This window comes from Pseudohaliea sp., assembly GCF_054552115.1.
In genome coordinates this window covers 65,401-87,768 of sequence record NZ_JBTOLW010000004.1, presented here as the reverse complement: position 1 = coordinate 87,768, position 22,368 = coordinate 65,401, and the positions used below count along the sequence as shown (strand labels likewise).

Below are 22,368 nucleotides of genomic sequence, written 5' to 3'. Positions count from 1 at the left end.
TACGCCTACAAAACCTGTAGTTATGGCGTCTTCTTGATCTGGCTCAGGTTGTCTTCGGGTGTTGTGTTCAGCTGAGCCGCGCGCGCAGCGTGTAGAGCAGCGCGAGGGCCTCCCGCGGGCTGAGCGCGTCCACGTCCAGCGCCTCGAGTTCGGCCAGCACCGGGTGCTGCGCCGGGTCCGAGAACAGGTCGTTCTGTGCCGGCGCCGGTGCCGGCGCTGTGCTGCCGCGCCCGGCCTCCAGCTCGCGCAGTTTCTCCGCTGCCGCGGCGAGCACGGCCTGTGGCACGCCGGCGAGCTTTGCCACCTGCAGCCCGAAGCTCTTGCTCGCCGGGCCGGCCTGGATCTGGTGCAGGAACACCACGTGGTCCCGGTGTTCGGTGGCGTCGAGGTGCACGTTGACCATGGTCGGGCAGCTCTCCGGCAGGGCTGTCAGCTCGAAGTAGTGCGTGGCAAAGAAGGTAAAGGCACGCACGCTGCGGGCGAGATGCACGGCGGCGGCCCAGGCCAGGCTGAGGCCGTCGAAGGTGCTGGTGCCGCGGCCGATCTCGTCCATTAGCACGAGGCTGCGCGGCGTGGCGTTGTGCAGGATGTTGGCCGTCTCGGTCATTTCCACCATGAAGGTGGAGCGGCCGCTGGCGAGGTCGTCGGCGGCACCGATGCGGGTGAAGATCCGGTCCATGACGCCGAGGCGTGCCGACGCCGCGGGCACCCGGCTGCCCATGTGGGCGAGCAGGGCGATGATCGCGTTCTGGCGCATGTAGGTGGACTTGCCGCCCATGTTCGGCCCGGTGATGAGCAGCATGCGCCGCTCGTCGTCCAAGAGCGCATCGTTGGCGATGAAGGGTTCGTCGATCACCTGCTCCACCACCAGGTGGCGCCCCTGGCTGACCTCGAAAACGGCCTCGTCGACGAGCGTCGGGCGGCTGAGAGCGAGCGCGTCGGCGCGCTCGGCGAGGTTGGCGAGGACGTCCAGCTCGGCGATGGCCGCGGCCGAGGTCTTCAGGGGACCGAGCGCCTCGTTCAGCTGGTCCAGCAGGCCGTCGTAGAGGGCTTTTTCCCGCGCGAGTGCACGGCTCTTGCTCGACAGCGCCCTGTCCTCGAAGGTTTTCAGCTCCGGCGTGATGAAGCGCTCGGCGTTCTTCAGCGTCTGCCGCCGGGTGTAGCGCTCCGGCGCGTCCTTCGCCTGGGCCCGGCTGATCTCGATGTAGTAGCCGTGCACCCGGTTGTAGCCCACCTTCAGCGTGGACAGGCCCGTGGCCTCGCGCTCGCGCTGCTCGATGGCTACCAGCGTGTCGCCGGCATTCGTGGACACGGCGCGCAGTTCGTCCAGTTCGGCGTCGAAGCCGTCGGCGATGACGCCGCCGTCGCGGATCACTGCCGGCGGGTTGTCGATCAGGGCCCGGGCGAGCGTGTCGCGCAGCACCGGGAAATCGCCGAGGGCTTCGCGCAGGGCGGCGAGCCGCGCCGCGTCCCGGTCGGCGAGATCCGCCGCCAGCCCGGGCACCGCGTCGAGGGCGACCTGCAGCCGGGTGAGGTCCCGCGGCCGCGCCGAGCGCAGCGCGATGCGGGTGAGGATGCGCTCGACGTCGCCGATCGGCTTCAGGCGCTCGCGCAGGGCCTCGTAGCGGTGCCCGTCGAGGAGGGCGTCGATGGCGTCCTGGCGGGCGGCGAGCTCCGCCCGGTCCGTGAGTGGACGGTGCAGCCAGCGGCGCAGCAGCCGGCTGCCCATGACCGTGGCGCACCGGTCCATGACCCAGCGCAGCGTGTGCTCCTCGCCGCCGGCGAGGTTGCGGTCGATCTCCAGGTTGCGGCGCGTGGCCGCATCGAGGACGACGCTGTCGCTGCGCCGTTCCACCGCGAGCGCGGTGATGTGGGGCAGGTTCGAGCGCTGCGTGTCCTTCACATACTGCAGCAGGCAGCCGGCGGCGCCGAGGGCGAGGGTGAGATCCTCGCAGCCGAAGCCGGCGAGGTCGCGAACCTGGAACTGCTCCTTCAGCGCCCGGCGCGCGCTCTCCAGATCGAACTCCCAGGCCGGCTGGGAACGGGCGCCGCGACGGGCGGTGACCAAGGCATTGCCGAGCTTTTCGTCGTAAAGCAGTTCCGCCGGGTCCAGGCGTTCGAGCTCGCCGAGCAGCGCCTCCTCCCCCGAGACCTCGAGCACCCGGAAGGTGCCGCTGGAGAGATCGAGGTGGGCGATGCCGTAGTCTTCCGCGCGAGCGGTAATGGCGAGGATCAGCTGGTCGGTCCGCTCGTCCAGCAGCGCCTCGTCCGAGAGCGTACCCGGCGTGACGATGCGCACCACCCGCCGCTCCACCGGCCCCTTGCTTTCGGCCGGGTCGCCGACCTGCTCCGCGATCGCCACGGCCACGCCCGCCTTTACCAGCCGCGCCAGGTAGCTCTCGGCGGCGTGGTAGGGCACGCCGGCCATGGGGATGGCCTCGCCGGCGGACTTGCCGCGGGCCGTGAGGGTGATGTCCAGCAGCTTCGCGGCGCGCTTCGCGTCGTCGTAGAACAGCTCGTAGAAGTCGCCCATGCGGTAGAACACCAGCTCGTTCGGGTGCTCGCGCTTGATCGCCAGGTACTGGCGCATCATGGGGGTGTGCTGGTCGTTGCCGCTACTGGCCGCCACGGGGGTCACTCGCTGCAAAACGGCAGATTGTAGGCGAGGGCCGCGGGCTCCGGCTAGGGAGTACCGGGCGCGCCCACGCTGCCATTGGCGCGGCGCTCCCAACTCTCTATGATCCGGGGTTCAAGCCCGTTTTTCTTCAAAGGAACCGCTTCCATGAAAACACGCGCAGCAGTCGCCTTCGGTGCCGGCAAGCCCCTGGAAATCTGCGAGGTGGACCTCGAGGGTCCCCGTGCCGGTGAGGTCATGGTGGAGCTCAAGGCGACCGGGGTCTGCCACACGGATGCCTTCACCCTGTCCGGAGATGACCCGGAGGGTGCCTTCCCGACCATCCTCGGCCACGAGGGTGCCGGGGTTGTCGTCGAGGTGGGCGAGGGCGTGACCTCCGTGAAGCCCGGCGACCACGTGATCCCGCTGTACACGCCCGAGTGCCGGGAGTGCGATTTCTGCCTGCACCCGCGCACCAACCTGTGCCAGGCCATCCGCGAAACCCAGGGGCAGGGCGTGATGCCCGACGGCTCGAGCCGCTTCACCCTCGACGGCAAGCCGCTGCTTCACTACATGGGCTGTTCCACCTTCGCCAACCACACGGTGCTGCCGGAGATCGCCCTGGCGAAGGTGCGCGAGGACGCGCCCTTCGACAAGATCTGCTACATCGGCTGCGGCGTGACCACCGGCATCGGCGCCGTCGCCTTCACCATGAAGGTCGAGGCGGGGGCCACGGTGGCGGTGTTCGGCCTCGGCGGCATCGGCCTCAACGTGATCCAGGGCGCGCGCATGGTCGGCGCCTCCCGCATCATCGGCGTGGACATGAACCCGGCCAAGGAAGCCCTGGGGCGGCAGTTCGGCATGACCGACTTCGTCAACCCGAAGGACGTGGACGACGTCACCCAGCACCTCATCGCCATGACCGGCGGCGGCGTGGACTACAGCTTCGAGTGCATCGGCAACGTGAACGTCATGCGCCAGGCCCTCGAGTGCGCGCACAAGGGCTGGGGCCAGAGCTGCATCATCGGCGTCGCCGGCGCCGGCCAGGAGATCAGCACCCGGCCGTTCCAGCTCGTCACCGGGCGCACCTGGAAGGGCACGGCCTTCGGCGGCGCCCGCGGGCGCACGGACGTGCCGAAGATCGTGGACTGGTACATGGAAGGGCACATCAACATCGACGACCTGATCACCCACACCATGCCCCTGGAGGAGATCAACACGGCCTTCGACCTGATGCATGCGGGTGAAAGTATCCGCTCTGTCGTCATGTACTGACGGCGCGGAGGCCGCTGGCGCCGTGGGCATCGAGATCGATCGCACCGCCTTTGACCCGGAGGATTTCCGGGCCTTCGAGGCGCGGCTCGAGCAGAACCTCGCCGACCTCGAGGGCCTGCTCGTCGAGCCGGACTTCGGCGTGGGCCCCGCCACCCTCGGGGCGGAGCTCGAGCTCTATCTCGTCGACGGCGAGGGCAACCCGCTGCACGTCAACCAGGAGGTGCATGCCGCGGCTGCAGACCCGCGGCTCACGCTGGAGCTCAACCGTTACAACCTCGAGTACAACCTGACCCCCGGGCCAGTGGACGGTGGCGCCTTCTCGGCCACGGAGCGGGAAATTCTCGACTGCCTCGCTGACCTCAAGGGCCACGCCGCGGCCCACGGTGGCAAGGTGGTCGCCATCGGCATCCTGCCGACGCTCCGCGAGGCGGACTTCGGGCCGGGCTCGGTCACCGACCGGCGCCGCTACCACGCGCTGGTGGCGCAGCTCATCGAGCGCCGGGGCAGCAACTTCCGCATCGACATCAACGGCCGCAATCCGCTGCAGATCGACATGGCGGACATCACGCTGGAGGGTGCGAACACGTCTTTCCAGGTGCACTACCGGGTGGCGCCGGCCGTCTACGCAGATACCTACAACGCGCTGCAACTGGCCACGCCCCTGGCGCTGGCCATCGCCGGGAATTCGCCCACGCTGTTCGGTCACGCGCTGTGGCGGGAGACGCGCATTCCGCTGTTCAAGCAGTCCATCGACTGCCGGCAGCGGGACCGCTACAGCTGGAGCGAACCGGCGCGCGTGAACTTCGGCCGTGGCTGGGTGCGCCGCGGCGCCCACGAGCTCTTCGCCGAGCAGGTGCGGCTCTATCCGCCGCTCCTGCCCATCTGTGGTGAAGGCGAGGCGGGGCCGGCGCCGTCGCTGGATGAGCTTCGGCTTCACCTGTCCACGGTCTGGCTTTGGAACCGGCCTGTCTACGACCCGGCGGACGGCGGCCACCTGCGCATCGAGCTCCGCTCGCTGCCGGCGGGGCCGACGCCCGTGGACATGGTGGCCAACGCAGCCTTCCTGGTCGGCCTCGCCGAGGGGCTCAGGCCGCGGATCAACCGCATCCTGCCGGCGCTGCCGTTCCACATCGCCGAGTACAACTTCTACCGCGCTGCCCAGCACGGCCTCGAGGCGAAGCTGGTCTGGCCACGGGAGGATCAGCACGGACTCGAGGAAACGCCGGTGACGGAACTCCTCGAGGCCTGCCTGCCCGTGGCTGCCGAGGGGCTCGCCGCCATCGGCACGCCGGCGGCGGAGGTCAGCCATTACCTGGGCGTCATCGGTGCGCGGCTGGCGGCGCGGCAGACCGGCGCTACCTGGCAGCTGGACACGCTGCACGGCCTCGACGGCGGCCTGCCCACGCCGGATGCGCAGCACGAGATGCTGAAGCGCTTCATGGCCCTGGCGGACAGCAACCGGCCGGTGGCGGAGTGGCCGTTGTGAGACGCTTCCGTTTCCTGCGCGACCCGGAACCGGCGGCGGTGGGCGACAGCGTCGAGGCGTTCCTGCGCTGGCTCGATGGGCCGGCCTGTCTCTTCATCAGCGGTGCCGATGACAGCCGGTGCCGCGCCTTCGTCACCCTGCTGCACGGCAACGAGCCCTCCGGCGCCCGCGCGCTCTGGCGCTGGCTGCGCGCCGGTGAGCGGCCGGCGGTGAACCTGGTCTGCATCGTCGCCTCGGTGACCGCCGCCCTCACCGAGCCGCTGTTCACCCACCGCATGCTGCCCCGGGCCCGGGACCTGAACCGCTGCTTCCGACCGCCCTACGACGACGCCCAGGGCCAGCTGGCCGCGGAGATCCTCGAACTGCTGCGGCTGCATCGCCCTGAAGCGTTGGTGGACATGCACAACACGTCGGGGTCCGGGCCGTCCTTCGCCGTCTGTACCTTCCCGGACCGGCAGCACGATGCCCTGGCGGCGCTGTTTACCGGGCGCCTGATCATCTCGCACCTCGACCTGGGCGCGCTCATGGAGATCAGCGACCATCGCTGTCCCACGGTGACCATCGAGGTGGGCGGCCGCCTCGATGCGGCTGCCGACCGCTGTGCTTTCGAGGGTTTCTGCCGCTACGCGGCGGCAGACAGTGTCTTCGCCGCGGGGGCCCGCGAGCGCGGCCTGGAGCGCCTGGCGGACCCGGTGCGCCTCGAGCTTCGCGACGGGGTCAGCCTCACCTATGCGCCGCGGCCCTGTGCCGGGCACGACATTACGCTGCGGCCGGATATCGAGCACCACAACTTCGGCAGCGTCGGGCCCGATGTGGTGCTCGGCTGGACCGGCGGCGTCCCCGCCCGCCTGTTCCGCGCCGTCGACGCGGCGGGGGCCTGCGCCGTCGACCGGCTGGTGCGTATCGAGGACGGTGAACTCCGCCCCGCGCAGCCGCTGAAGCTGTTCATGATCACCACCAACGCGGGCATCGCCCAGTCCGACTGCCTGTTCTACGCCGTCGCTGACGACGGCCAGCCCATCGCCGCCTAGCCTTCCCCGGCGCCGGCCTGTGGACCTGTCGCCTTTTCAGGCCGGTTTGGGCGACACGGTCGGCTTCTGCCCGGATTTGAGGGCCCGAACCTCTTGCAATTGCCCTGAAAAGCACTGAGGATATATACAGTAGTTAATAGCAGCAGACGGCTTCGGCCATCGGGAGCGACGGAGAGTGGACATGAACGCGAACAAGGAAAAGGCCCTGGCAGCGGCCCTCAGCCAGATCGAGCGCCAGTTCGGCAAGGGCACGGTCATGCGCATGGGCGACACGGAGCGGGTCGCCATCCCGGCCATCTCCACAGGCTCACTGGGCCTCGATGTGGCGCTCGGCATCGGCGGCCTGCCCAAGGGCCGCATCTGTGAGATCTACGGTCCGGAGTCCTCCGGGAAGACCACCCTCACGCTGCAGGTCATCGCCGAGGCGCAGAAGGCCGGCGGCACCGCCGCCTTCGTCGATGCCGAGCACGCCCTGGACCCCAGCTACGCCGAGAAGCTCGGCGTACAGGTGGATGACCTCATCGTGTCCCAGCCGGACACGGGCGAGCAGGCGCTGGAAGTCGCCGAGATGCTCGTGCGCTCCGGCGCCGTCGATGTGCTCGTGGTCGACTCCGTCGCCGCGCTGACGCCGAAGGCGGAGATTGAGGGCGAGATGGGCGACAGCCACGTCGGCCTCCAGGCGCGGCTGCTCAGCCAGGCCATGCGCAAGCTCACCGCCACGATCAAGCAGACCAACTGCCTGGTGATCTTCATCAACCAGATCCGCATGAAGATCGGCGTCATGTTCGGTTCGCCGGAAACCACCACCGGTGGCAACGCGCTCAAGTTCTACTCCTCCGTCCGCCTCGACATCCGCCGGATCGGCGCGGTGAAGGAGGGCGACGAGGTGGTCGGCAACGAGACCCGCGTGAAGGTGGTGAAGAACAAGGTCTCGCCGCCCTTCAAGCAGGCCGAGTTCCAGATTACCTACGGGCGCGGCATCAACCGCATGGCAGAGATCATCGACTGGGGCGTAAAGCTCAACCTGGTCGAGAAATCCGGCGCCTGGTACGCCTACCAGGGCGACAAGATCGGCCAGGGCAAGGCCAACGCCTCCAAGTTCCTCGAGGACAACCCGGCCCTGGCGAGCGAAATCGAGACGCAGATCCGCGAGCAGGTGCTTGATGTGAAGAAGCCCGCGGCGGATGCGCCGGCCGAGGCGCCGGCGAACAGCGAAGCGGGCGGCGAGGCGTAAACACAACCGTAGCGCCGCCTCCGGGCGGCGCGTGTCTCCAGGGTGCCGGGACCCACAGCACCCACTCTCATCCCCGGCACCCTTTTTTTGTATCTTGGCTATCCTTTCGCCCATGGCCTCCACAGGCAACGACAGTGAACGCGACCCCGTAGCGGCCCGCAAGGCTGCCATGGACCTGCTCGCGCGGCGAGAACACAGCCGGCAGGAACTGTTGCGCAAACTGGGACGGCGCTTCGCGCCGCAGGTGCTGGAGGCCGCGCTGGCACAGCTGGCGCGGGACGGCCTGCAGAGCGACGTCCGCTTCGCGGAGGCCTACGTGCGCCAGCGGAGCGAGCGCGGCTACGGGCCGCTCCGCCTGGTGCGCGAGCTGCGGGAGCGGGGCGTCGACAGCGTGCTGGCGGACCGCGCCGTGGCCGGCGCCGACTGTGACTGGTCGCGCCTGGCGCGCCGGGTGGCGGAGAAGAAATTCGGCCCGGCGCCGCCGGAAGACCGGAAGGAACTGGCCCGGCGGCTGCGTTTCCTCCATTACCGGGGTTTTGACACCGGGACGCTGGGCGACCTCTAGGGTTCTGCCCGGTTGTTAACCGGGCAGAACCCTGGCGCTCAGGGTTCGAGGAGGGCGCGGCGCAGCTCGCGGGCGTGGTCCTGCAGGCGTTGCAAATTGTCGGGTCCTGTACGCAAAAGCAGCTTGTCGAGGGGCTTCATGCCCTCCAGGTCCTCGTCCACGTACGCGTACACGGCCTCTACCTTCATTACCTCGAGCTCCCCGGCGGGTACCGGCAGGGCGATGATCCGGTCCAGGGCCGCCACCAGCGCGTTGTCCACCTTGTTCGGGGCGTAGCCGAGCGCGCCATAGGCCGTCTCGAGCAGGGGACGGAACGACTGGAAAGCCTCCGCCAGTGGCTCTACCGGCGTCGCGACGATGGCATCGACCATGGGGTCGTAGCGGCGGTAGCTGGCCGGGTCGATCACCGTCCGGCCACCCACCTGTTGAACGCGGAACGTGCCCTCGGGTTTCGGCAGGTTGAACACCTTGCCCGGAACCACGCCGCGGCGCACCGCGTCCACGGCGGCCACCGTGCGCTCCAGCAGGTTACTGTGGCCCAGCAGTTGTGCGGGCAGGCCCTCGGTGGCGTACGGGGCCAGGGTGTCACGGACCAACGGATCGCTGTTGTCGAGGGTGAGCGGCGGTTCCTCCGGTTCTGCCGGCGCCCCGGGCTCTGATGCCGGCTCGTCGGGTTCCCCGGCGGGTTGCTCTGGCTCCGGCTCCGCTTCCACGGGGCGCTCCGGGATATCCGGCGCGACCGGCTCGGCGACGCGCGGCGGTGTCGGGTCCGGTGTTTCCGGGACCACGGTCGTGGCCGGCTCCTCCGGCGGCGCCTCGTCGGGGGCGAGCACCAGCCACGCGATACCGGCGACGATGACGAGAGCGGCGGCAGTGACCAGGACCGGCGAGCCGCCGTTGCGGCGGTTCGCCGAATGGCCGGCGCGGTCGTTCTGGTTGGCCTGCATGGTGTCCTCCGGCAAGCGAGGGTGGACCGTGGACGTTAGCAGATTCCAGGCCGGCGGTAACGGTCCCCGTCAGTCGCCCGCGAGGGCCTCGATGACCCGGGGCGGCTGATCGGGCCGGGCATAGGCCAGGCGCTTCGGGTCCCGGGGGCGGTAGTAGCGGTCGAGGCCGGCCAGCGCGACCGTGTCGGCGACCGCCAGGTCAATGCTGCCGTCATCGTGGACGCAGGCGTCCGGCAGTTCGAGGCTCAGCACTTCGCCGATCACCAGGTGGGTGCCGTTGACCGCGAGCGGCTGGTGATCGCGCAGCGCCATGCCGATGCGTATCGAGGCCTCCGCGACGAAGGGGGCGGGAAAGCTCTCCCGCCAGTACTCTCCGAGCCCCACGGCGGCAAACTCCGAGACTTCCCTCGGGTAGCGGGCGGCGGTCTGGTGAGCGCGCTCGACGAAGGCCCCGGCCACGTGGTTCACCGTGTAGTACCCCGTGGCGAGGATGTTGTCCAGGGTGTGCCGCGGAACGCTGTCCGGGCGCATGATCAGTGCCAGCAGGGGCGGGTTGGAGCCGAGGTGCACCAGTGAACTCATGATGGCCAGGTTGCTCTGGCCGTCCCGGTCCACGGAGCCGATGAGGTTGGCGGGTTTGTAGCCGGTGATCCCGTTGACCAGGGCTGCCCGGTAGCGGCGCTCGAGCGCCGCGAGCTCAGCGCTCTCCAGGAACATGGCAGCTCCCGGCGTCGCAGCCGTCTCCGTAGAGGCGCCGGTAGCGCCAGGCCGCCCAGCGCTCGTAGACCGGGTCCACGAGGCGGCGCAGCAGCGGCCAGCGCAGCCAGCTCCACAGCCAGCCGTAGCGCGTGTGGCGCCAGGCGGCGACGTTGGCGTCGGCACCCGTGAGCCAGCGCCCGTCGGCGGTGCGCAGGTGCAGGGTCCGAAGCAGCGTGTCGCGGTCCGGTCCGCCGGGCTCCGGCGCAGCGTCCAGCGTGTGGATGTCGCAAAGGGCCAGGCCCTCGCCGCGCAGCCCGTCGAGCCGGGCGATTTCTCGGGCGCAGAGGCTGCATCGCCCGTCGTAGTAGAGGATGTCGGTCATCAGGATCCCTGGGGTGGTGCGCCGCCGTGCTCATCGTCCGGGTCGCAACTGCTGATGCCCAGGAGCGCCCAGAGGTAGCAACGGGAAAAAATGGCGTTGGCGAAGAGTGCCAGGGCCGCGATGCCGGCAAGCGCACTCAGCGGGCCGTGGCTGTCGCGGGAGAGCACCCAGCCGGCCAGGACGACCGCGCCCACCAGGCGCAGCGTCCGTTCCAGGGTGCCGAGATTTCGGTTGATCATATTCCCCACCATCATGCTGGAGGATTCACCGGAACCTACGCGTCAGCGCCTCAGCCAGATGTATCCAGCGAGCTGGCGATCGCCGCGCCGCCCAGGGCCGCCCCGGGGTCGATAACCAGGCGCACGGGAATGTTCCTTGCGTAAGCCGCAAGGGGGCCCCGGTCATTGAAGCCGGCGAGGAAGTCGCTGCCCGGGAGGCGGCCGGCGAGCCGAGGCAGGACGCCACCGGCAAGGTAAATGCCGCCGGTAGCGCCGAGGCTGACGGCCAGGCTGCCGGCGAAGCGGCCCAGCAGCCGGAGGTACCAGGCCAGGGCCTGCGCGGCACGGGGATCGTCGTCAGCGCGCGCGCAGACCGCGGCTGTCGCCAGCGCCGCGCCGCCGAGTTCACGGTAGAGCCGCCCGATACCGTCGCCGCACAGGACTGTCTCTGCGGTCACGGGTACGGCCTCCGCAGCGAGCGCCTCCCGCAGGGCCCAGTCACGGGCATCGACCGGCGCGAAGTCGGCGTGCCCGGCTTCCGTTGGCACCACCTGCTGGCCCGCCCCGGGAGCAATGACCTGTGCCGCCCCGAGCCCCGTACCGGGCCCGAGTACGGCCAGGGGGCCGCTCGCGTCGCGTGCGCCGGCCTGCAGAACGCTGCAGCCGCCGGCGGGCAGGAAGGCCAGCCCGTGTGCCAGCGCCGCGAAGTCGTTCAACAGGGTGACATGCTCAAAGGCAAAGTGCTCGGCCAGCGTTTGCCGGTCGATCTGCCAGGGGCGGTTGGTCAGCCGGGCCTGGTGCCCGTGCACCGGACCGGCCACGGCCAGGCAGGCACGTGCAGGGACGGGGCCGGGGCGTTCCGCCAGGTAGCGCGCAAGTTGGGTGTCGAGGTCCGGCACACCCGCGTTGCCGTAACTTGCCCCATGGCTGAGCCGCGGCCAGCCCCCGGAAAGGGTGGCGATCGCGAAGCGGCTGTTGCTGCCGCCGATGTCGGCTACCAGTACCGAAAGCTCACCGCTGGCCGGGTTGTCGCTCATACACGGCTCCGCCGTTTTTCTGCCCCCTGGACACTCCTCGCGCAAGATCCGGGCTAATGAAGGGTGAACGTTGCCCGGGTGGCCGGATCGGTATCCAGGGCGTTCCTCGGGTAACGTAGTTCAGCCCGGTCGTTCTCGCCGTGATGCACAGCGCTGACACTGAACATCATGTTCAAGGCTTCACCGGGGAATCGGCCCCGCACCACACGCACCTCTCTGTGCGAGCCCTCCAGAAACCGGGGTCGGATGCAGCAATCAGTCTCTTCAGTACCCGAGAACGGCACCCAGAAAGCAGTCCAGGCTCGATGGTTGCAGAAGGTCATCTCGCTCCAGTTGCCGTCGTCCATGACGCGCTCACCCAGCTGGGCCGAAACATGCAAGTTGTACAGCAAGTCGGTGCTGGCGTCACGAAGGTACACATCAAGCGTCGTGAAGTCTTCCGGCTTGCCCTTCGCGCACACGAAGATCGAGTCAGCATCGTGCATGAGCAGTAAGGACACATCCGCCGGAAGGCTGATCCCGACCGCACCTTGCCACTGACTTGCACGGCACCGCCCATCCAGTAGTGGAGTGCTGTCTGTCTGCGTGATGCTCATGGTCATGGGGGAGGGATCGACGGCGGATGCCGGGATTGAAAGGAGAGTGCATGCCAGGACAGTGCCGAGAGCTTTCATGCTGTGGTTTTTCTTGTGACCAGGTCGGTGGCAGTACCTTGTCCCGTTACATGAGCCGACACCACGTCGTGGCCGCCACGGTAAGCTGCGCATTTTTGGCGAGCAGTCGCGGATTTTCTCCAGTCATGCGGCGACCGGCAGACAGCCGCAACCTGACCGACGAATGACTGCTTTCGACCGGTTGAGATCACAGCCGATAGCTGCCAGTCAGTCCGATCATGCTGCATGACCGCTGTCGATCAGGGTAGACATCGGCCTGCACGCTTCGCCTGGCCACGCGAGCGAGCCGCCACCGCGAGGGCGCGGTCATAGCCTGAAAGCGACCTTCCCGGTACGCAGCTCGCCCGGGCACCGGGGATCCCGTTCAATTTGTAACAGTGCCACGGTGGCGGCGTTTTTTCTCCTGTGCTGCAGTCATGGTTTTCCTTCAGCCCGGAGCAACTGCCATGTCCCCAGCGGTACGTTTGCGGCTCGCGCCGCTCAGCCTCGTTCTTTTCCTTGGCCAAGCCAGCGCGCTCGCTGCCGGGGCGCCGGCGTTCGAGCCCCTCCCGCTGCCGGCCGGGGCTACTGAACTGCACGCCGAGCCCGGCGGGGCGGGCACGTGGCTGGTGGCCGCCGGCCGCGCGCTCGTGCGCCTCGTGGATGGCGAGCCCGAGCCGCTGGCCACCGGCCGCTTCGAGAGCCTCGACGCGCGTCCGCTTCCGGGAAGAGAGGGTGCCGGGAGCGTGCTTGTCAGCGCCATCGACGTGGACGCGGGGACCGTTCGCCTCATCGCCTACGACCGCGCCACCGGTAGTATCGTGATGGAGCAGACGATCACGCCGGAAGCGGCCATCCCCGACGCCCAGTGCCTGGCCGGGCATCGGGAGGGCGGTGACGTTTCCCTGTTCATCGTCGATGCCCGCGGCGAGGTGGAGCAGCGCGTAGTCTTTGATGCCGCCTCGGGGGGGCTCGTGGACCGCCCCCTCCGTCGCTTTCCCGGCGCGCCGGAGGTGGAGGCCTGCGCCGTGGACGACGCGCGGGAGTGGCTCTACCTCGCCGAGGAGTCGGTCGGGGTATGGCGCTACGACGCGGCCTGGGAGGGCGACCGCGAGCGGGAGCCGGTACTCCTCCGTGGCCCGGCCGGCCGCCTCGCGGGGGAGGCCACGGATCTTGCCGTCGACGAGCGCGGAGCCCTCTGGGTCCTCGACGGCGACGCGGCTGTGATGCATTACCTGCCTGCCGCGGCACCGCCGGCACAGTGGCCGCTGGCCGGCCTTGCCGAGCCTTCGGCCCTTGCCGTCGCCCCCGCGCTGGATGCGGTCGACGTCGTGCTCTTCGACGAGGCGGCCCCGGATCATCAAAGCACCCGGATTTCCGTTCCGCCGGCAGCGGCCGCCACGGCGCAGCGGCATCCCCCCGCCATTACCGCGAGCGCGGAGACGGCCCCCGTCGCCCGCTACGGTGACGCCGCCGATGACCCGGCGATCCACGTTCCGGCGGAGGGTGCCGGCGAGCCCCTGATCCTGGGAACGGACAAGCGGGCGGGCCTTGCGGTCTACGGCCTCGACGGCACCCTGCGCCAGTTCCTCGCGGTGGGTCGGCTCAACAACGTGGACCTCCTGCCCGCGGTGGCCTTCGCCGATGGCTCCGCCGCGCTCGCGGCAGCCAGCAACCGCAGCGGTGACAGCATCTCGCTCTTTGCCATCGAGGCGGGCAGCGTCCGTCATCTCGGCGACGTGCCCACGGCGCTCAGCGATGTCTACGGACTGTGCATGTACGGTGCGCAGGACGCGGCTTACGTCTTTATTAATGCTACTGACGGCCGCTATGAGCAGTACCGCCTCGGCGGCACGCTCGCGCGCCCGACCGCCGAGCGCGTGCGCGCCTTCCGCCTGCCGAGCCAGCCCGAGGGCTGCGTGGCGGACCCGGTCACTGCGCAGGTCTATCTCGGCGAGGAGTCCGCGGGCGTCTGGGTCGCCGGCGCGGAACCGGACGGTGCGGCGCCGGTGCTGGTTATCGAGGCCGGCGAGCAGCTGGTGCCGGACGTGGAGGGCATGGCCATCTATCGCCGCGGTGCGCAGGCGTGGCTGGTCGTTTCGAGCCAGGGCAGCAACAGCTTTGCGGTCTACGCGCTCGAGCCGGGTTATCCCCTGGTTGGCGATTTTCGCGTGACCGCGGACCTCGCCAGCGGTATCGACGGCGTTTCCGAGACCGATGGGCTGGACGTCACCAGCGCAGCACTGCCCGGCTACCCGGCCGGCCTGCTCGTCCTCCAGGACGGCCGCAACCGGCTGCCGGATGCCCCGCAGGATTTCAAGCTCGTGGACTGGCGTGCGGTAGCTGCCGTGCTCGGGCTCGCTCCCGGTGAATAGGCGCCTGCGGTGCATGACAGGTTCGTGACGGTGCCGTGACCGGCCGGTGACGGCACCGTGAAGCTTTCGTGAATTTGCCGGCGAAGCGGGCCCGTCGTCATAAGGCGGTAACACGCGTGGCCAAGACTCTGGGCAGTTATCGTGGAAAGGAACTGCCGCATGTCTTTCGTCAAGCGCCCCCTCGCCGCCGCCCTGGCCGCCGTGCTTTCACCTTCCGTCCTGCCGGTACTCGCGCAGGATGCCGCGGACAGTGAGGCCATGGACCGCATGGAAGAAGTCTACGTCTACGGGCAGCGCGCGATGATGCAGGGCGCCATCGAGCGCCAGCGCGAGTCCGACCGCATCATGAGCGTGATCACCCGCGACGCCATCGGCAACTTCCCGGATCAGAACGTCGCCGAATCGGTCCGACGCCTCTCCGGCGTCAACGTGCTCAACGACCAGGGTGAGGGTCGGTTCATCGCGGTTCGCGGCCTCGATCCGAGCCTGAACTCCTCGTCCGTCAATGGCGTGCGGGTACCGTCGCCGGAGGCCGATACCCGGGCCGTGGCCCTGGACGTGGTGGCCTCGGAACTGGTCGAGTCCATCGAGGTCGTGAAGACCCTGACCCCGGACCTGGATGCCGACACCATCGGCGCCAACATCAACATCAAGACCACGCGGGCCTTCGATGTCGAGGAGCCGTTCATCTCCCTCAAGGGCGAGCAGTCCTACAATGACCTGGCCGACCGCTACTCGCCGAAGGCGGTCGTCGACTTCACCGTTCCGATAAACGACCGGCTCGGCGTGGCGGGCGGATTCTCCTGGCAGGAGCGTGAGTTCTCAACGGATAACGTGGAGGCGGACGGCTGGGACGTGTCGGAGGATGGCGTGGCCTATGCCGATACCGTCGAGTACCGGGACTACGATGTGATCCGGGAGCGGACCAGCGGCTCCCTGGCTTTTGATTACCAGGCCAGCGACAGTACCGTGCTCTACGCCCGCGCCATGTACAGCCTCTTCGAGGATACCGAATCCCGGCGCGCCCTGGTGATCGGGCTGGATGAAGCGCCCGGCGGCGGCGACGTGAACTCCGCGGTGTTCCGCTCTGCGGACGGCGCCATCGAGGTGGAGCGGGAGCAGAAGGACCGCTACGAAGCCCAGGAGATCCAGACCTTCAGTATCGGTGGCGAGACGCGCCTCGAACGCTGGAGCTTCGACTACAGCGCCAGCTACGCGTACGCCGAAGAGCATGAGAAGGACACGCAGGATCCGACGCTGTTCGTGGCCGGGTTCGAGGAGCCGGGCGCTCTCGGCCTGGCCTTCGACTATCGCGACGATGATCTCCCGGGCTACAGCGTCTTCGAAGGCGGTCGGGCCTTTTTCGACCCGGCGACCTACGAGGTGGACGCGATCGAGGTGGTTGACGCCAAGTCGCAGGATGAGGAACTCACCCTGCAGTTCGACGCCACGCGCTTCTTCACGCTGGACAGCGGCGACCTCGAGGTGAAGTTCGGCGCCAAGCTCCGCGACCGGACCAAGGAGTTCGACGGCACCATCGACGTCCTCGAGGACTTCGACGGCGACTACACCATCGCCGACGTGCTCGGCACCCAGAGTTACGGCCTGCAGAACATGGCGCCGATCATGGACCTGGGCGCGGTGCGCGCTTTCAACGACGCGAACCTCGGCCGCTTCGAGCTCAACGAACTCGATACGGCCATCGAGTCCAGCGTCGGCGACTTCAGTGTCGACGAGGACATCACCGCCGGCTACCTCATGGGTACCTGGCGCGCCGGTGCATTGACGGTGATCGGCGGTCTGCGCGTGGAGCACACGGAAAACGACGTGACTGCCAACCGCACGGAGGTCATCGAGGAGGGCACCGAATACCAGGGCGCGATCCTCGAGGACGACATCGTCGTCATCACACCCACCCAGGATGACAACAGCTACACAAACTGGCTGCCCAGCCTCAGCGTGCGCTTCGATGCGCGCGATGACCTTGTGCTCCGCGCCGGCTTTTTCTCGAGCGTCGTGCGCCCCGGGCCGGAGCAGCTGGCGCCGATCTTCACCGTGGAGGAGTCGGGCGGCGACCGCGAGGGTGAATTCGGCAACCCCGCGCTCGATCCCTACGAGGCGATCAACTTCGATGGCAGTGTCGAGTGGTACTTTGACGAGGCGAGCGTGCTCTCCGCCGGCGTCTTCTACAAGGAGATCGAGAACTTCATCTTCAGCACGGTCTTCGATGAGGACACGCCGCCTTACAACGGCGTTTTCAACGGGGTGCCGTTCACCGAGGCGGTGATCCCCCAGAATGGCGACGACGCGCAGGTCCTGGGCTTCGAGGTGAACTACCAGCAGGTGTTCAGTTTCCTGCCGGCGCCCTTTGACGGCCTGCTGCTGGGCCTGAACTACACCTACACGGACGCCGAGGGCGACACCGGCGAGCGCGATATCGACCTGCCGGCTTCCTCGGAGAATACCTACAACGCCATCCTCGGTTACGAGACGGACCGCCTCAGTATCCGCCTGACGGCCGCCTACCGCGACAGGTACCTGGACGAACTCGGCGGCGACCCGGAGGAGGACCGCTACGTCGACGAGCACCTGCAGGTGGACCTGACGGCGAACTACGATATCAGCGATTCGCTGAAGCTCTACAGCCAGTTCATCAACCTGACGGACGAGCCCTACATCGCCTACCAGCAGGGCCCCGGCCGCGACCGGCTGCTGCAGTACGAGGAATACTCCTGGACGGCCCGCGTCGGCCTGCAGTGGACTTTCTGACCCCGCTCAGTAGCCCCGGCTGAAGTCGACCACGTCGGCGAGGGGCTCGCCGGCGCGGTAGCGGGCAAGGTTGGCGAGAAACAGCTCGACGATGGCGCCCGGGTCCGTGGGGGCGGCGGTGTGCGAGGTGATGTAGAGGTTGTCGACGGCCCAGAGCGGGTCGTCGTCGGCGAGCGGCTCCTCGGGAAAGACATCGAGCACGGCGGCGCGCAGCTGACCGGTCCCCAGGGCGGCCACGACGGCATCGGTGTCGACGGTGCTGCCGCGGCCGCCGTTCAGGAAGATGGCGCCGCGGGGCAGGGCGGCGAGCAGTTTCCCGTTGACCAGCCTCGATGAGGCAGGAGTATCCGGCAGCAGGGCCAGCAGGTAATCGCAGCTGGCGGCGAAATGCTGCGCAGCGTCGAGGGGAAATGTCTCCCTGAAGCCCTCGGACGGATGGCCGCTGCGATTCAGCCCGCGGGCCTCGATACCCAGCGCCGCGGAAGCCCGCGCCACGGCCTGCCCGATCGCCCCGGTACCGAGAATGCCGAGGCGTTTTCCCGCGACGGTGCCATCCCGCGTGGCGTCCCAGCGGGTGGCCCGGCCGCGCCGCAGAATGCCGCGCTCGATCGCGAGGAGCCAGCCCAGGAGCCACTCGCTCATGGCCTGGCCGAAGATGCCGCGAACGCCGGTGAGCGTGTAGTCCCGCCGCGGATGGTCGACGAGCGGGCGCACGCCGGCCCAGGTGGACTGGGCCCAGCGCAGCCGCGGCAGGTCGTCCAGCACCCCGGCGAGGAGGTCCGGATTCGCGAGGGCAAGGGTGGCACCGGTGCCGCGGTCGCGTGCCTCGTTGCTGTCCCTGCAGGCGATCACTTCCAGGCCATCGTGCAGGCGGCCCTCCAGGTGCGCTGCGAGCCCCGCCGCGTCCGGGGCGAGGACGAGCAGCGTGTCGTCGTTGCCGCCCGTCACGTCAGAAGCGTCCGCTGGCGGCCGGGCACTGGTCTACCCGCCGGGGCACGGACGCATCCACGTTCGTCTCCCAGCAGTCGCCGAGGCTGGAGCAGTAACAGACGCCGATCTCCCACTGGGCGGCGAGCTCTTCCAGCAGTTCCACGGCGTCGAGCCCATCGGCGGCCGGGATTGCGAAAACGAAGGGAGCGACACTGTCGCCGGCGGCAAGGATGCGCCCGGACAGCGTCTGCACGGAGCGCTGTTCCACGCTCCCGGGCATGGCAGCGGCCACGGCGTCGAGGTCCGCCAGGGGCCGGCCGTTGTGGCGCAGGGTCATGCCCTGCACCAGCGCCGGGCCGACCCCCGCGTTCTGCACCTTGACGCCGATGAGAAGGGCATCGGCCTCGCGGTTGACGAAGCCGTCGACCTGCAGCGCCGGCCACACGGAGGCCGCGACCTCGGCGCGCATCACCCGGCCCTGGTCCCAGCTCATGTACAGCGCGGCCAGGCCGACGACGATGGCCATGACCGAGCCGACGGTCTCGAAGTGGCGGTGCCACGGCCGACCGGGGGGCGAGGGCGAGGGCGCGGGCTGCGCCGGTCCGGGTGATGCGTCCATGCCTTCGTCCCGCTCACGGTCCATGGCCTATACGCGCTCGATGATGACCGCCGGGGCCATGCCGCCCGCGGCGCACATGGTCACGAGGCCCACCTGCTTGTCCTGGCGCTCGAGCTCGTCGAGGAGCGTGCCGATCAGGATGGAGCCGGTGGCGCCGATCGGGTGCCCCAGGGCCATGGCGCCGCCGTTCACGTTGACCCGCTCCCGGTCGAGCTCCAGGTCGCGGATGAACTTCTCGGCGACCACGGCGAAGGCCTCGTTGATCTCGAAGAGATCGATGTCGGCCAGGGTCATGCCGGCCTTCTCGAGCACTTTTTTCGCCGCCGGTACCGGTGCGTTCAGCATCAGCACCGGCGAGTCGCCGACGTTGGCCATGGCCCGGACCCGGGCCCGGGGCTTGAGGCCGTGGGCTTTCGCGTAGTCGGGGGAGGCCAGGAGCAGCGCAGCGGCGCCATCGACGACGCCCGAGGAGTTGCCGGCGTGGTGCACGTGGTTGATGGCGAGGTCCGGGTAGGCCGCAAGGACCAGGCTGCGGAAGGTGGTGCCCTCATCGTTCAGCGGGTAGTCCGCCAGCGCCTCGAAGGCCGGCTTCAGTCCGGCGAGGCTTTCCAGCGTGGTGTCGGGCCGCGGGAATTCCTCGTGGTCCAGCGCCAGGCTCCCGTCCGGGTTGTGCACGGGTACCAGGCTGCGCTCGAAGCGCCCCTCCTCGACGGCACGGGCGGCCCGCTGCTGCGACGTGAGCGCGAGCCGGTCCAGCGCTTCGCGGTCGATGCCCTCGAGGGTGGCGATCGTGTCGGCGCAGAGCCCCTGGTGCGGCTGCGGATGCTTCGCCCGCAGCCGCAGGTTGTCGCTGTCGATGAAGGGCGACTGGGTCGGGTCCGAGCCGAAGGTCGACATCATCTCGCAGCCGCCGGCGACGACGAGATCCTCCATGCCGCTCATGATCGAGGCGGCGGCGAAGTTCACGCTGGTGATGCCGGAGCCGCAGAAGCGATCCAGGGTCACGCCCGACGAGCGCACGTCGTAGCCCGCGTCCAGCGCAGCCATGCGGGCGAGGTCGCCGCCCTGCTGGCCACGCTGGGTGCTGGTGCCGAAGATCACATCGTCCACCTCGGCGGTGTCGATGCCGGTGCGCCCGGCGAGGGCGGCGAGCACGGTCGCGCCGAGGTGCTGCGGGTGCAGGTGGGCGAGGGCCCCCTTGCCTTTCTTGCCGATGCCCCGGGGGGTGCGGCAGGCGTCGATGATCCAGGCTTCATTCATGGTCATGCCCTCACTTGCCTTTCCACACGGGGGCGCGCTTCTCGGCAAAGGCCGTGGCACCCTCGATGGCGTCCTCGCTAGAGAGTACGTCCTTGAGCAGCGCGTTCTGCCGGTCGAACATCTCCTCGCTGCTCCAGTCCTGCGCGGCGGCGATGACCTGCTTGCTGCGGGCGACGGCGAGGGGCCCGTTGGCCGCGATTTTCGACGCGAGGGCGATGGCGGCCTCGAGGGCCTTGCCCGGTGCCACCACGCTGTTGATCAGCCCGATGGCGGCGGCGCGCTCGGCGCCGATGAAGTCGCCGGTGAGGGCGAGCTCCATGGCCAGCCGGGGCGGTACCTGCTTCGGCAGCTTGACCAGGCCTCCCGCGGCGGCGGCAAGCCCCCGCTTCACCTCCGGGATGCCGAACTTGCTGTCCTCGGCGGCGACGATGAGATCACAGCTGATGGCGACCTCGAAACCGCCGGCCAGGGCATAGCCCTCGACGGCCGCGATCAGCGGCTTGCTCAGCTGCCGTTCGACCAGTCCGGCGAAACCGTGACCCTCGACCATCGGCATCTCGCCGGTGACAAAGGCCTTGAGGTCCATGCCGGAGCAGAACGTGCCGCCGGCGCCGGTGATGATGCCGACGCGCAGGTTGTCGTCGCTCTCGAGCTGATCGAGGGCCGCGCTCACGGCCTCGGCGGTCGCCTTGTTGACGGCGTTCTTCGCCTTCGGGCGGTTCAGGGTGATGATCAGGACGCCTTCACGGACTTCTGTCAGGACTTCTGCTTCTTCGCTCACGAGGTTTCTCCTTTTATCTTCAGGTAGCTGGGGGTGTGAACAGTTCGCCTTGCTGTTGCTCATTCAGTCTTCATGGCTGTAGCGCTCGATCACCTGCTTGCCGAGCGCCATCATGTGCACCTCGTCGGGGCCATCCGCCTGGCGGCACCAGCGGGCATAGCTGAAGGCCTCGGCCATCATGTAATCCTCCGTAAGACCACCGGCGCCGTGTACCTGCATGCAGCGGTCGATCACGTCCTGCGCCATCAGCGGCACCGCGATCTTGGCCGCGGCGATCATGTCGCGGGCCGCCTGGGCGCCGACCTCGTCCATGCGCTTGCAGGCCTTGAGGACCAGCATGCGCATCATCTCGATCTCGGCGAAGCTCTGCGCGATGCCCTCGCGGATGGACTGGTGCTTGGCCAGGGGCCGGCCGAAGGTCTCGCGCCGGGTCACGCGCCGGCAGGCGAGCTCGAGGGAGCGCTGGGCCGCGCCCACGAGGCGCATGCAGTGGTGCATGCGCCCCGGGCCAAGGCGGCCCTGGGCGATCTCGAAGCCGCGCCCCTCGCCGAGGAGCATGTTCTCCAGCGGCACGCGCACGTCGTTGAAGCGCAGCTCGGCGTGGCCGTGGGGCGCGTCGTCGTAGCCGAGGGTAGTGAGCGGGCGCAGCACCTCCAGCCCCGGGGTACCGCGGGGAACCAGGACCTGGGACTGCTGCTGGTGGCGGTTGGGGTTGTCCGGGTCCGACTTGCCCATGACGATGAAGATACCGGTGCGCTCGTACATCGCCCCGGTGATGAACCACTTGCGCCCGTTCAGGACCCACTCGTCGCCGTCGCGAACAATGGAGAGCTGAACATTGGTGGCGTCGGAGGAGGCGACCTGCGGCTCGGTCATGGCGTAGGCGGAGCGGATCTCGCCGTCGAGCAGCGGCCGCAGCCAGCGCTCCTGCTGGGCCTCGGTGCCGTACTTCATCAGCACTTCCATGTTGCCGGTGTCCGGGGCATTGCAGTTGAACACCTCCGGCGACCAGAGCACGCGGCCCATGATTTCCGCCAGTGGCGCATAGTCGAAGTTGCTGATGCCACCGTGGTCGCAGAACGTCGCGAGGGAAGGCGGAATGAAGAGGTTCCAGAGCCCGGCCTCGCGGGCTTTCTCCTTCAACTCCTCGACGATGGGGACCGGGGCGAAGCGGTTCTCCGCGCCGGCCAGCTGCTCCGCGAAGGTGTGCTCGTTGGGGTAGATGTGTTCATCCATGAAGGCCTGCAGGCGCACCTGCAGGTCACGGGACTGCTCGCTGAACTCGAACATGGAGACTTCCTTGTAACTTCTTTCTTGTGACTTCTTAACTTGTGACTTCTTCCGGGGCGGTGATGCTTGCGGAGCGCATACCTTAGCGCCTGCGGCCCGCCAAGGCCACGGCCGGATGCTGCGGGCGCCGCCCCGTGCCGACCCGATGCAACACTTGCAGTGCCGCGCAGGGACCCCTAGGGTAGGGGCATGCTGATCGCCCC

Annotated in this window: 19 protein-coding genes; 7 read left to right on the top strand and 12 right to left on the bottom strand. The window is 68.8% G+C overall.

Going from position 1 to position 22,368, the window contains the following annotated elements; all coding sequences use genetic code 11:
- Positions 1 to 67 precede the first annotated feature (67 nt).
- A complete protein-coding gene (gene mutS / locus ACX93N_RS03585) occupies positions 68 to 2,593 on the bottom strand; it encodes a DNA mismatch repair protein MutS (protein ID WP_459427081.1) in 2,526 nt (841 codons plus the stop codon).
- Positions 2,594 to 2,782: 189 nt separating this feature from the next.
- Between mutS and ACX93N_RS03580 the strand changes: the two genes are divergently transcribed.
- The 5 genes from ACX93N_RS03580 (at position 2,783) to ACX93N_RS03560 (ending at position 8,205) form a co-directional block, all read left to right on the top strand.
- Positions 2,783 to 3,889, top strand: a complete 1,107-nt coding sequence (locus ACX93N_RS03580; protein ID WP_459427020.1) for an S-(hydroxymethyl)glutathione dehydrogenase/class III alcohol dehydrogenase — start codon at positions 2,783 to 2,785, stop codon at positions 3,887 to 3,889.
- Entirely contained in the window at positions 3,858 to 5,375 is a 1,518-nt protein-coding gene (locus ACX93N_RS03575; RefSeq protein ID WP_459427019.1) for a glutamate--cysteine ligase, read from the top strand. Before ACX93N_RS03580 ends, ACX93N_RS03575 begins: the two co-directional genes overlap by 32 nt.
- On the top strand, positions 5,372 to 6,406 hold the full coding sequence (locus tag ACX93N_RS03570; protein ID WP_459427018.1) for a M14 family metallopeptidase: 1,035 nt from the start codon (positions 5,372 to 5,374) through the stop codon (positions 6,404 to 6,406). The genes ACX93N_RS03575 and ACX93N_RS03570 overlap by 4 nt, the downstream gene beginning before the upstream one ends.
- Before the next feature lie 181 nt (positions 6,407 to 6,587).
- Positions 6,588 to 7,640: a recombinase RecA gene (gene recA, locus ACX93N_RS03565; protein ID WP_459427017.1), complete on the top strand. Its 1,053-nt coding sequence runs from the start codon at positions 6,588 to 6,590 to the stop codon at positions 7,638 to 7,640.
- 112 nt (positions 7,641 to 7,752) lie between these two features.
- A complete protein-coding gene (locus ACX93N_RS03560; protein ID WP_459427016.1) occupies positions 7,753 to 8,205 on the top strand; it encodes a regulatory protein RecX in 453 nt (150 codons plus the stop codon).
- Between the two features lie 38 nt (positions 8,206 to 8,243).
- Here the strand turns inward: ACX93N_RS03560 and ACX93N_RS03555 are convergent, their stop codons facing one another.
- From ACX93N_RS03555 to ACX93N_RS03530, 6 genes are all read right to left on the bottom strand, one after another.
- On the bottom strand, positions 8,244 to 9,152 hold the full coding sequence (locus ACX93N_RS03555; protein ID WP_459427015.1) for a DUF3014 domain-containing protein: 909 nt from the start codon (positions 9,150 to 9,152) through the stop codon (positions 8,244 to 8,246).
- Positions 9,153 to 9,221: 69 nt separating this feature from the next.
- Entirely contained in the window at positions 9,222 to 9,869 is a 648-nt protein-coding gene (locus tag ACX93N_RS03550; RefSeq protein ID WP_459427014.1) for a flavin reductase family protein, read from the bottom strand.
- Positions 9,850 to 10,233: a thiol-disulfide oxidoreductase DCC family protein gene (locus tag ACX93N_RS03545; RefSeq protein ID WP_459427013.1), complete on the bottom strand. Its 384-nt coding sequence runs from the start codon at positions 10,231 to 10,233 to the stop codon at positions 9,850 to 9,852. Before ACX93N_RS03545 ends, ACX93N_RS03550 begins: the two co-directional genes overlap by 20 nt.
- On the bottom strand, positions 10,233 to 10,472 hold the full coding sequence (locus tag ACX93N_RS03540) for a YgaP family membrane protein (RefSeq protein ID WP_459427012.1): 240 nt from the start codon (positions 10,470 to 10,472) through the stop codon (positions 10,233 to 10,235). Before ACX93N_RS03540 ends, ACX93N_RS03545 begins: the two co-directional genes overlap by 1 nt.
- Before the next feature lie 50 nt (positions 10,473 to 10,522).
- Positions 10,523 to 11,488, bottom strand: a complete 966-nt coding sequence (locus ACX93N_RS03535) for a glucokinase (RefSeq protein WP_459427011.1) — start codon at positions 11,486 to 11,488, stop codon at positions 10,523 to 10,525.
- 53 nt (positions 11,489 to 11,541) lie between these two features.
- Positions 11,542 to 12,090: a hypothetical protein gene (locus tag ACX93N_RS03530; RefSeq protein WP_459427010.1), complete on the bottom strand. Its 549-nt coding sequence runs from the start codon at positions 12,088 to 12,090 to the stop codon at positions 11,542 to 11,544.
- 518 nt (positions 12,091 to 12,608) lie between these two features.
- On the opposite strand from ACX93N_RS03530, the gene ACX93N_RS03525 reads away from it, so the two are divergent.
- Both ACX93N_RS03525 and ACX93N_RS03520 read left to right on the top strand, forming a co-directional pair.
- Entirely contained in the window at positions 12,609 to 14,516 is a 1,908-nt protein-coding gene (locus tag ACX93N_RS03525) for a phytase (RefSeq protein ID WP_459427009.1), read from the top strand.
- Between the two features lie 159 nt (positions 14,517 to 14,675).
- The gene (locus tag ACX93N_RS03520) at positions 14,676 to 17,285 is read left to right on the top strand and encodes a TonB-dependent receptor (RefSeq protein WP_459427008.1); all 2,610 of its coding nucleotides are present in this window, start codon (positions 14,676 to 14,678) and stop codon (positions 17,283 to 17,285) included.
- Between the two features lie 6 nt (positions 17,286 to 17,291).
- On the opposite strand, the gene ACX93N_RS03515 is transcribed toward ACX93N_RS03520, so the two are convergent.
- From ACX93N_RS03515 to ACX93N_RS03495, 5 genes are all read right to left on the bottom strand, one after another.
- On the bottom strand, positions 17,292 to 18,233 hold the full coding sequence (locus tag ACX93N_RS03515; RefSeq protein ID WP_459427007.1) for a D-2-hydroxyacid dehydrogenase: 942 nt from the start codon (positions 18,231 to 18,233) through the stop codon (positions 17,292 to 17,294).
- A 1-nt stretch (position 18,234) separates the two neighbouring features.
- Positions 18,235 to 18,834, bottom strand: a complete 600-nt coding sequence (locus ACX93N_RS03510; RefSeq protein ID WP_459427006.1) for a hypothetical protein — start codon at positions 18,832 to 18,834, stop codon at positions 18,235 to 18,237.
- A gap of 27 nt (positions 18,835 to 18,861) precedes the next feature.
- On the bottom strand, positions 18,862 to 20,094 hold the full coding sequence (locus tag ACX93N_RS03505; protein WP_459427080.1) for an acetyl-CoA C-acetyltransferase: 1,233 nt from the start codon (positions 20,092 to 20,094) through the stop codon (positions 18,862 to 18,864).
- 10 nt (positions 20,095 to 20,104) lie between these two features.
- Positions 20,105 to 20,875 carry a crotonase/enoyl-CoA hydratase family protein gene (locus ACX93N_RS03500; protein ID WP_459427005.1) on the bottom strand — a complete coding sequence of 257 codons (771 nt, stop codon included), beginning with the start codon at positions 20,873 to 20,875 and terminating at the stop codon, positions 20,105 to 20,107.
- Positions 20,876 to 20,938: 63 nt separating this feature from the next.
- Positions 20,939 to 22,165, bottom strand: coding sequence for an acyl-CoA dehydrogenase family protein (locus ACX93N_RS03495; RefSeq protein ID WP_459427004.1), 1,227 nt, complete (start codon positions 22,163 to 22,165; stop codon positions 20,939 to 20,941).
- Between the last annotated feature and the right edge of the window lie 203 nt (positions 22,166 to 22,368).

Coding starts and splice junctions, on each gene's coding strand:
- mutS (WP_459427081.1), bottom strand. CDS start 2,593: ATGATGCGCCAGTACCTGGCGATCAAGCGCGAGCACCCGAACGAGCTG.
- ACX93N_RS03580 (WP_459427020.1), top strand. CDS start 2,783: ATGAAAACACGCGCAGCAGTCGCCTTCGGTGCCGGCAAGCCCCTGGAA.
- recA (WP_459427017.1), top strand. CDS start 6,588: ATGAACGCGAACAAGGAAAAGGCCCTGGCAGCGGCCCTCAGCCAGATC.
- ACX93N_RS03560 (WP_459427016.1), top strand. CDS start 7,753: ATGGCCTCCACAGGCAACGACAGTGAACGCGACCCCGTAGCGGCCCGC.
- ACX93N_RS03555 (WP_459427015.1), bottom strand. CDS start 9,152: ATGCAGGCCAACCAGAACGACCGCGCCGGCCATTCGGCGAACCGCCGC.
- ACX93N_RS03550 (WP_459427014.1), bottom strand. CDS start 9,869: ATGTTCCTGGAGAGCGCTGAGCTCGCGGCGCTCGAGCGCCGCTACCGG.
- ACX93N_RS03545 (WP_459427013.1), bottom strand. CDS start 10,233: ATGACCGACATCCTCTACTACGACGGGCGATGCAGCCTCTGCGCCCGA.
- ACX93N_RS03540 (WP_459427012.1), bottom strand. CDS start 10,472: ATGATCAACCGAAATCTCGGCACCCTGGAACGGACGCTGCGCCTGGTG.
- ACX93N_RS03535 (WP_459427011.1), bottom strand. CDS start 11,488: ATGAGCGACAACCCGGCCAGCGGTGAGCTTTCGGTACTGGTAGCCGAC.
- ACX93N_RS03530 (WP_459427010.1), bottom strand. CDS start 12,090: ATGACCATGAGCATCACGCAGACAGACAGCACTCCACTACTGGATGGG.
- ACX93N_RS03525 (WP_459427009.1), top strand. CDS start 12,609: ATGTCCCCAGCGGTACGTTTGCGGCTCGCGCCGCTCAGCCTCGTTCTT.
- ACX93N_RS03520 (WP_459427008.1), top strand. CDS start 14,676: ATGTCTTTCGTCAAGCGCCCCCTCGCCGCCGCCCTGGCCGCCGTGCTT.
- ACX93N_RS03510 (WP_459427006.1), bottom strand. CDS start 18,834: ATGGACGCATCACCCGGACCGGCGCAGCCCGCGCCCTCGCCCTCGCCC.
- ACX93N_RS03505 (WP_459427080.1), bottom strand. CDS start 20,094: ATGAATGAAGCCTGGATCATCGACGCCTGCCGCACCCCCCGGGGCATC.
- ACX93N_RS03495 (WP_459427004.1), bottom strand. CDS start 22,165: ATGTTCGAGTTCAGCGAGCAGTCCCGTGACCTGCAGGTGCGCCTGCAG.